Origin of the sequence: Bacillus changyiensis, assembly GCF_027706145.1 — a bacterium.
GTDB lineage: Bacteria > Bacillota > Bacilli > Bacillales > Bacillaceae > Bacillus > Bacillus changyiensis.
Genome location: NZ_JAQFWW010000001.1, coordinates 1,376,256 through 1,382,872, shown reverse-complemented (window position 1 = coordinate 1,382,872; position 6,617 = coordinate 1,376,256). Strand labels below are relative to the sequence as shown.

The 6,617-nt window shown below is 41.9% G+C and carries 5 protein-coding genes, 16 tRNA genes, 2 rRNA genes and 2 pseudogenes; all 25 read left to right on the top strand.

What is annotated here, in order from left to right; all coding sequences use genetic code 11:
* A 23S ribosomal RNA gene (locus PDT38_RS07245) occupies positions 1 to 118 on the top strand; the annotation flags it as partial.
* Positions 119 to 231: 113 nt separating this feature from the next.
* A 5S ribosomal RNA gene (gene rrf, locus PDT38_RS07240) occupies positions 232 to 347 on the top strand.
* A gap of 14 nt (positions 348 to 361) precedes the next feature.
* Positions 362 to 436, top strand: a tRNA-Asn gene (locus PDT38_RS07235).
* Positions 437 to 442: 6 nt separating this feature from the next.
* Positions 443 to 534, top strand: a tRNA-Ser gene (locus tag PDT38_RS07230).
* 16 nt (positions 535 to 550) lie between these two features.
* Positions 551 to 625, top strand: a tRNA-Glu gene (locus tag PDT38_RS07225).
* 134 nt (positions 626 to 759) lie between these two features.
* Positions 760 to 835: transfer RNA gene (locus tag PDT38_RS07220), tRNA-Val, on the top strand.
* An 18-nt stretch (positions 836 to 853) separates the two neighbouring features.
* A tRNA-Met gene (locus PDT38_RS07215) sits at positions 854 to 930 on the top strand.
* Between the two features lie 9 nt (positions 931 to 939).
* Positions 940 to 1,016, top strand: a tRNA-Asp gene (locus tag PDT38_RS07210).
* Positions 1,017 to 1,033: 17 nt separating this feature from the next.
* Positions 1,034 to 1,106: transfer RNA gene (locus PDT38_RS07205), tRNA-Phe, on the top strand.
* Between the two features lie 6 nt (positions 1,107 to 1,112).
* A tRNA-Thr gene (locus PDT38_RS07200) sits at positions 1,113 to 1,185 on the top strand.
* A 9-nt stretch (positions 1,186 to 1,194) separates the two neighbouring features.
* Positions 1,195 to 1,279 (top strand) — tRNA-Tyr (locus PDT38_RS07195).
* Positions 1,280 to 1,286: 7 nt separating this feature from the next.
* Positions 1,287 to 1,360 (top strand) — tRNA-Trp (locus PDT38_RS07190).
* Between the two features lie 21 nt (positions 1,361 to 1,381).
* Positions 1,382 to 1,454, top strand: a tRNA-His gene (locus tag PDT38_RS07185).
* A 17-nt stretch (positions 1,455 to 1,471) separates the two neighbouring features.
* Positions 1,472 to 1,543 (top strand) — tRNA-Gln (locus PDT38_RS07180).
* A gap of 9 nt (positions 1,544 to 1,552) precedes the next feature.
* Positions 1,553 to 1,627, top strand: a tRNA-Gly gene (locus tag PDT38_RS07175).
* Between the two features lie 13 nt (positions 1,628 to 1,640).
* A tRNA-Cys gene (locus PDT38_RS07170) sits at positions 1,641 to 1,711 on the top strand.
* A gap of 10 nt (positions 1,712 to 1,721) precedes the next feature.
* Positions 1,722 to 1,810 (top strand) — tRNA-Leu (locus PDT38_RS07165).
* A gap of 12 nt (positions 1,811 to 1,822) precedes the next feature.
* Positions 1,823 to 1,904, top strand: a tRNA-Leu gene (locus PDT38_RS07160).
* Positions 1,905 to 2,176: 272 nt separating this feature from the next.
* Positions 2,177 to 2,327 (top strand): annotated as a pseudogene (locus tag PDT38_RS19340) (BhlA/UviB family holin-like peptide); the annotation flags it as partial.
* A 68-nt stretch (positions 2,328 to 2,395) separates the two neighbouring features.
* Entirely contained in the window at positions 2,396 to 2,659 is a 264-nt protein-coding gene (locus PDT38_RS07150; protein WP_270800061.1) for a phage holin, read from the top strand.
* Between the two features lie 129 nt (positions 2,660 to 2,788).
* Positions 2,789 to 3,115: pseudogene (tnpA, locus tag PDT38_RS07145) on the top strand (IS200/IS605 family transposase); the annotation flags it as partial.
* Between the two features lie 523 nt (positions 3,116 to 3,638).
* On the top strand, positions 3,639 to 4,250 hold the full coding sequence (locus PDT38_RS07140) for a TetR/AcrR family transcriptional regulator (RefSeq protein ID WP_270800060.1): 612 nt from the start codon (positions 3,639 to 3,641) through the stop codon (positions 4,248 to 4,250).
* Positions 4,247 to 4,915: a YqeB family protein gene (locus PDT38_RS07135; RefSeq protein ID WP_270800059.1), complete on the top strand. Its 669-nt coding sequence runs from the start codon at positions 4,247 to 4,249 to the stop codon at positions 4,913 to 4,915. The genes PDT38_RS07140 and PDT38_RS07135 overlap by 4 nt, the downstream gene beginning before the upstream one ends.
* Positions 4,861 to 5,106, top strand: coding sequence for a hypothetical protein (locus PDT38_RS07130; RefSeq protein WP_270800171.1), 246 nt, complete (start codon positions 4,861 to 4,863; stop codon positions 5,104 to 5,106). Before PDT38_RS07135 ends, PDT38_RS07130 begins: the two co-directional genes overlap by 55 nt.
* A 348-nt stretch (positions 5,107 to 5,454) precedes the next feature.
* Entirely contained in the window at positions 5,455 to 6,483 is a 1,029-nt protein-coding gene (locus PDT38_RS07125; protein ID WP_270800169.1) for an alpha/beta hydrolase family protein, read from the top strand.
* The last annotated feature ends 134 nt before the right edge of the window (positions 6,484 to 6,617 follow it).

Sequence of the window (6,617 nt, the reverse complement as noted above, 5' to 3'; positions counted from 1 at the left end):
GATTTCCCATTCCGCAAGGAAGTAAGATCCCTGAAAGATGATCAGGTTGATAGGTCTGAGGTGGAAGTGTGGTGACACATGGAGCTGACAGATACTAATCGATCGAGGACTTAACCTAAAATGATTTGTGAATGGTTTATTACACGTTATCTAGTTTTGAGAGAACAATTTTTCAAAAAAATACTTGCTTTTTTGAAAATGCATAGTATAATAAATTTTGTCACTAAATTGTCTGGTGATGATGGCGAAGAGGTCACACCCGTTCCCATGCCGAACACGGAAGTTAAGCTCTTCAGCGCCGATGGTAGTTGGGGGTTTCCCCCTGTGAGAGTAGGACATCGCCAGGCAGACTCCATTTCATTCCGCAGTAGCTCAGTGGTAGAGCAATCGGCTGTTAACCGATCGGTCGTAGGTTCGAGTCCTACCTGCGGAGCCATTCATTGGAGAGCTGTCCGAGTGGTCGAAGGAGCACGATTGGAAATCGTGTAGGCGGTCAACTCCGTCTCAAGGGTTCGAATCCCTTGCTCTCCGCCACTTTTAAAATATATTAGGCCCGTTGGTCAAGCGGTTAAGACACCGCCCTTTCACGGCGGTAACACGGGTTCGAATCCCGTACGGGTCACCATTCTTGGGACAGCATGATTAAATATATATGCAGAGTGCATAGGTAACACGTTTTGTAATACGTTACTAAAACGGAAGGTATGCTAAGAGCGCAACGTCCTGTTGCAACGCATGCACTTGCACGTCCTGTGCTTCGGAGGATTAGCTCAGCTGGGAGAGCATCTGCCTTACAAGCAGAGGGTCGGCGGTTCGAGCCCGTCATCCTCCACCATAACTTAAAAAATAATATCGCGGGGTGGAGCAGTTCGGTAGCTCGTCGGGCTCATAACCCGAAGGTCGCAGGTTCAAATCCTGCCCCCGCAACCAAATTTTTATGGTCCGGTAGTTCAGTTGGTTAGAATGCCTGCCTGTCACGCAGGAGGTCGCGGGTTCGAGTCCCGTCCGGACCGCCATATAAATTTGAATATACGGCTCGGTAGCTCAGTTGGTAGAGCAACGGACTGAAAATCCGTGTGTCGGCGGTTCGATTCCGTCCCGAGCCACCTTTCGCCGGTCTAGCTCAATTGGTAGAGCAACTGACTTGTAATCAGTAGGTTGGGGGTTCAAGTCCTCTGGCCGGCACTGTTTTTCGGAGGGGTAGCGAAGTGGCTAAACGCGGCGGACTGTAAATCCGCTCCCTCAGGGTTCGGCGGTTCGAATCCGTCCCCCTCCACCATTATATTAGGGGCATAGTTTAACGGTAGAACAGAGGTCTCCAAAACCTCCGGTGTGGGTTCGATTCCTACTGCCCCTGCCAATTAGTATATTAGAATGTATGGCGGTTGTGGCGAAGTGGTTAACGCACCAGATTGTGGCTCTGGCACTCGTGGGTTCGATTCCCATCAATCGCCCTTTTATGAGATCATATTGGGCTATAGCCAAGCGGTAAGGCAACGGACTTTGACTCCGTCATGCGCTGGTTCGAATCCAGCTAGCCCAGTTTTCAGTTGCGGAAGTAGTTCAGTGGTAGAACACCACCTTGCCAAGGTGGGGGTCGCGGGTTCGAATCCCGTCTTCCGCTCCAATTTCTTTAAAATGGCGGCATAGCCAAGTGGTAAGGCAGAGGTCTGCAAAACCTTTATCCCCGGTTCGAATCCGGGTGTCGCCTTTTAGCCCTTGCCGGGGTGGTGGAATTGGCAGACACACAGGACTTAAAATCCTGCGGTAGGTGACTACCGTGCCGGTTCAAGTCCGGCCCTCGGCACCATAGCTCACACATGCCGGTGTGGCGGAATTGGCAGACGCGCACGACTCAAAATCGTGTTCCGTAAGGAGTGTCGGTTCGACCCCGACCACCGGTATCCTTTGCTCTTTTTAAGAGCTGACAAGTTTTTGAAACGCACACAAACGTTGATATCTCAACATTTGTGTGCGTTTTTTATTTATGAAGAAACAGATAAAAGAAGGTATGATTTGAAATCTTCATGCACAAATTTTGCACAAGCGCCTCCTAAATTTCTTAAACAATTTCCATCTCCTCAGTCGATCCTCATTAAAAACATTTACTGTCTCATTTTCATTTCGATTCATGAAGCTCTTTGATTGTATGAAGTATTATGTGGTTTGTATAAGTTTGGAAGTAGATCTAACTCAAATATTTTATTACACAAGGACTGTTCGCGGTTCTTTTTTGTTGGATTTCGTTCTATATATTAAATACAACAAAAGAAAGAGAAAGCAAGCTTAATTCGCAGATTGAGGCTCAAAATGATGTGTTAGCCAAATGAAGAGAATAATATGATGTCATTGATAAGTTAGTTTAAATAAAAAGTTTAAAATAGGAGTTGAAAAAATGAAAAATACTGATATAGGGACAGTCATACGGTCGGTGCTTCTTTTTATTGCACTTATTAACCAAACTTTGATCATGTTTGGAAAGGGAGCATTGCCAATCAGTGAAGATCAAGTCAATACGCTGGCAGATGCTTTATATAAAGTGGGTTCTACAGTGTTTACCATCATTACTTCAATTGTGGCTTGGTTTAAAAATAACTATGTGACGAACAAAGGAAAACGGCAAAAAGAAGTGTTAAAACAAAACGGATTAATCAAATGAGAGTGCTGCCAAGAGGCAGTTTTTTTGTGGAAAAGAAAACCCTAGGCCAAGGGTTCCAATAAGCTTTCAGCGTTGTATTAAAAGAACTCCCCCAGAGTGCTAAAATATTTTTGGTCCGCCAACCAAAATATGAGCAAGCGGAGGAGTTTTGATGTCAAAAGGCTAGCACACACAAGATGGAACTGTAAGTATCATATCGTATTTGCGCCGAAGTACAGAAGATAGGTCATATATGGAAAAATCGAAAAAGATATTGAAGAAATACTTCGAACTTTATGTGAAAGAAAAGAAGTCGAAATTATTGAAGCAACAGCGTGTTAAGATCATATCCATATGTTAGTGAGCATTTCACCAAAGATAAGTGTGTCAGCATTTGTGGGATGTTTGAAAGGCAAAAGTTGTTTAATGATATTCGATCGCCACGCAAATTTGAAATACAGATATGGAATTCGGAAATCTCTTTAGTTAATTGACAATGTAATGAATTGTTCGGTTCCTTCAATTATTTGTTTGATATTTAACCATTTTGATTAATAGTCTATCTATTGTGCACTTGATGGAGTTAGTGGCAGCCCAAGTCACCTGTGATGATTGTTCGGGCGCATCACAGCAGTGATATTTTCTCAGAATCATCAAAATGCTCTGCTGTTTTATTTCCTGTTTCATTGCAAAACACTTGACCTTAGGGCTGACCAAAGGTGTATTGTTGAAATATTTTTTATGATCTTATGCGTACAGCGATGCCTTGTTTTGGTGTATAAGCTTCGTTTGATCCACAATGGAATAACTTGTACACCAGATTAAGCGTTACTCCTGAGAATTGCAATCCTGCTTGCCACCGTTGTCTGGTTTGTTAAGCTGTTAAGTCTCAAAGCGTCAAACGGGATGATTATCAAGACTTTATTGTGATTTGTGGCTTGACAGATTACATAATTAAACGCTATTATCTAACTATCGTTAGGTAGAAAAAGGTGAGAAAATGAGTAAAAGTGAAGCAACACGACAAAAAATTCTTGAAACGACCATCTGGTTAATTGGGCAGTATGGGATTGAAAAATCATCCCTCTCCATGATTGCTAATGCTGTAGGCATACAAAAGCCATCCATCTATTATTATTATGCTTCGAAAGAAGAACTCGTAGATGCTGTATTCGTTTGGATTTTAGAAGGATATAGTTTCGAAAAATACTTTCATGTTCAAAAGTATACGAAAGCCAATTTTATGGAGAAGTTGATGGATGATGGCTTGCAATTACTGCTTGAAGAACCCGCAGATACGCAAATGCTCGTTGTTCAGGTATTAAATGAGTTTCTTTTATATGGAAATCGAGAATCTTCACATAATAAAGAGTACAAGCTGAAAATTAAAGCCGTACAGGAAGGATTTATTGAAGGCTTTATCCGATTACTACAAAAAAGTGTGCAGTTTGGTCTGACGGATTCCAGAGGTCTACGTGAGAAAGCCTGTGTGTTGGCATTAACACTTGATAATTTATCGAACTATCCGATGTTTGGAATTCAGTTAGATGTTGAGGCTGTATGGAAGCAAACCATTGCAAGTGTATTTTGTAATAAAGGAGACTTTACATGAGCGATCACCATACATTATTGAACTTCTCTAAAACGGATAAAGTGATCTTGTGGTTTTGTTTCCCTCTTATCGGTTTAGTGGTTGGCTGGTTTTTTCCAGAGATCGCGAAATGGGGTAGTTCTTTGCCATGGTTCCCTTTTGAAGGACCCTTAAAACTCATTGCATCCTACAATGGAACATGGGCAGGGATTGTGACCATGATCCTTGGCTTGATTGCAGGCTTTTTCGTGACACTTTTCTTTTTTCATGAAAGCTTGGAAACATCGGTGTACGATGATAAAGTGATCTTGAAACTTAGAGACGATGAAATAATCTTCAAAAAAGAAGATATCTCCCTTGTATTTATGGATAAAAAACAATTGGTGCTATTAGGTCATGATGAGAAGGAATTATTTCGTTGTAAACAGGAGCTAAATAAAAGTAGAGTAGGTACTGCCTTTATAAAACATCAATATAATTGGAGCGATATGGATTTATTTAAACAGGAATTTAAACCATGGATTGTGGATGCTCCTGGCTTGTCCCCAGCTGCAAATGCTTTATTAAAAGCACGAAAAATAGCCATTGAACAAGGAAATGATGAAGAAGCGTTTCAATTGGCTCAGGAGCTTTGGAAACTAAGAGTATCCGTGAAAGAAAAGGCCAAAAGGCAATATTATCGATAATCATTCTACTGCTCAGTGTTTGGATCGAGGTAACCCAAGTTTGTTCGCTGTCTTTCAGCATTCGTGGAGTTGCTGCGGCTTACGGAGAGCTTCATCAAAAAAGTGTTGAAACCTTTGGTTCACAGCTTGACTACTATCACATCGAACGAGGGAAAGCGACCTATTTAATCCGTTGGATAGAAATGGATTAAAGTAAAGCATGAAGCTCATCGCCAGATTGTTGGCTGACCAGACCAAAAACATTTCGAATTTATTCGAGTCCATTATTTTTTTGATGGATCGGTCATGATTGCTTTATGTTTTATGTACTGAAGCACAGGCGCCTAGCGATTTTTTTTACCGCTGATTCAGAGAAGTTAAGCTTGAACCCATGATGGAGGCATTCTGCACCTATGCGACAACGTAATCTTAGATAACAAGGCCTCTAATCCTTGTTGAAAAATCTACTTGTCTCTATTCGCCAAATATAAACTGCATGACAAGTTGAGGATTAACTGCTGCGTATAGACTTACGAAATTTCACTTTGGGAGGACAACATATCATGAAGAAAATCCTCATCCTGATATTGATCATGGTTCTTTTGGTAGCCGGTGCAGGTATTTATATGATGGTGCAGCATAACTTTAATATGGTTGAACAAAAAGTAGAAATTCAGACTCCGCAAGGTAAGTTGACTGGAACTTTTGTATTACCTCAAAACTATACGGGAAAATTAGGCCTTGTGTTATTTGTTCACGGTGACGGACCTGTTGACTCCACGCATGGGGATGGCTACAAACCCCTCTGGGAGAAGCTGGCTTCCATCGGCTATGCCTCTTTATCTTTAAATAAACGAGGCATTAACGGTTCGGAAGGCAACTGGGAGCATCAAACCATCGACGATCGAGTGGAAGAAGCGAGACAGGCAATTGCATGGGCAAGACAGCAGCCGATGATTGATGCGAATCGGATTGGGGCTTGGGGCGCAAGCCAAGGCGGATGGGTGCTTCCGAAACTCGCCAAAGAAGAGTCAATTGCATTCAGTATACTGCTGGCGCCCGCGATCAATTGGATTGAGCAAGGATTATACAATTCACGTGCCGAGATGAAGATGAAAGGATATTCTGAAGCGGAAATTCAAGCGAAAACGGCCTACGATCTTGAAGTGAACCAACTTTTAAAACAACACGCTTCATATGAGGAATATTTAAAAATAGCTCGTAAAGACCGAGTGATGACCAAAGATCGATGGATATTTGCTAGCAAGAACTTTTTGTCAGATTCGACCGATGACCTGCCTAATTTCAAGACACCAGTACTTTTGATACTGGGAGCGCATGATATTAATGTAGATTACAAAAACACGAAAGAAGTGTATCAAAAAATGGTCAAGCCGGAGTTGTTAACGGTGAAAGTTTTTCCGGATGCCGACCATGGCGCCATACCCGTCGACATCGCGACTTCGGACTTCAAGTTGACATTGACGTTCTTATTTGCGCCCAGAAAAATTACCGTACCCGCTTATCATGAGTCTATTGAGCAGTTCCTTAAAAAACTTCCGCAACACCGAGCAGCAAAGGGTATATGAGCACCATCAAAATCAGATCGTTATTTGATACGTGGGAATCGCCCGAGGCTCAAGAGCGATTATTTCTTAAAAACTTTTGTCTATTATTTTTAATACTTGAGTAAAAAATTTCTAGAAATCTACATTTTCTAGTT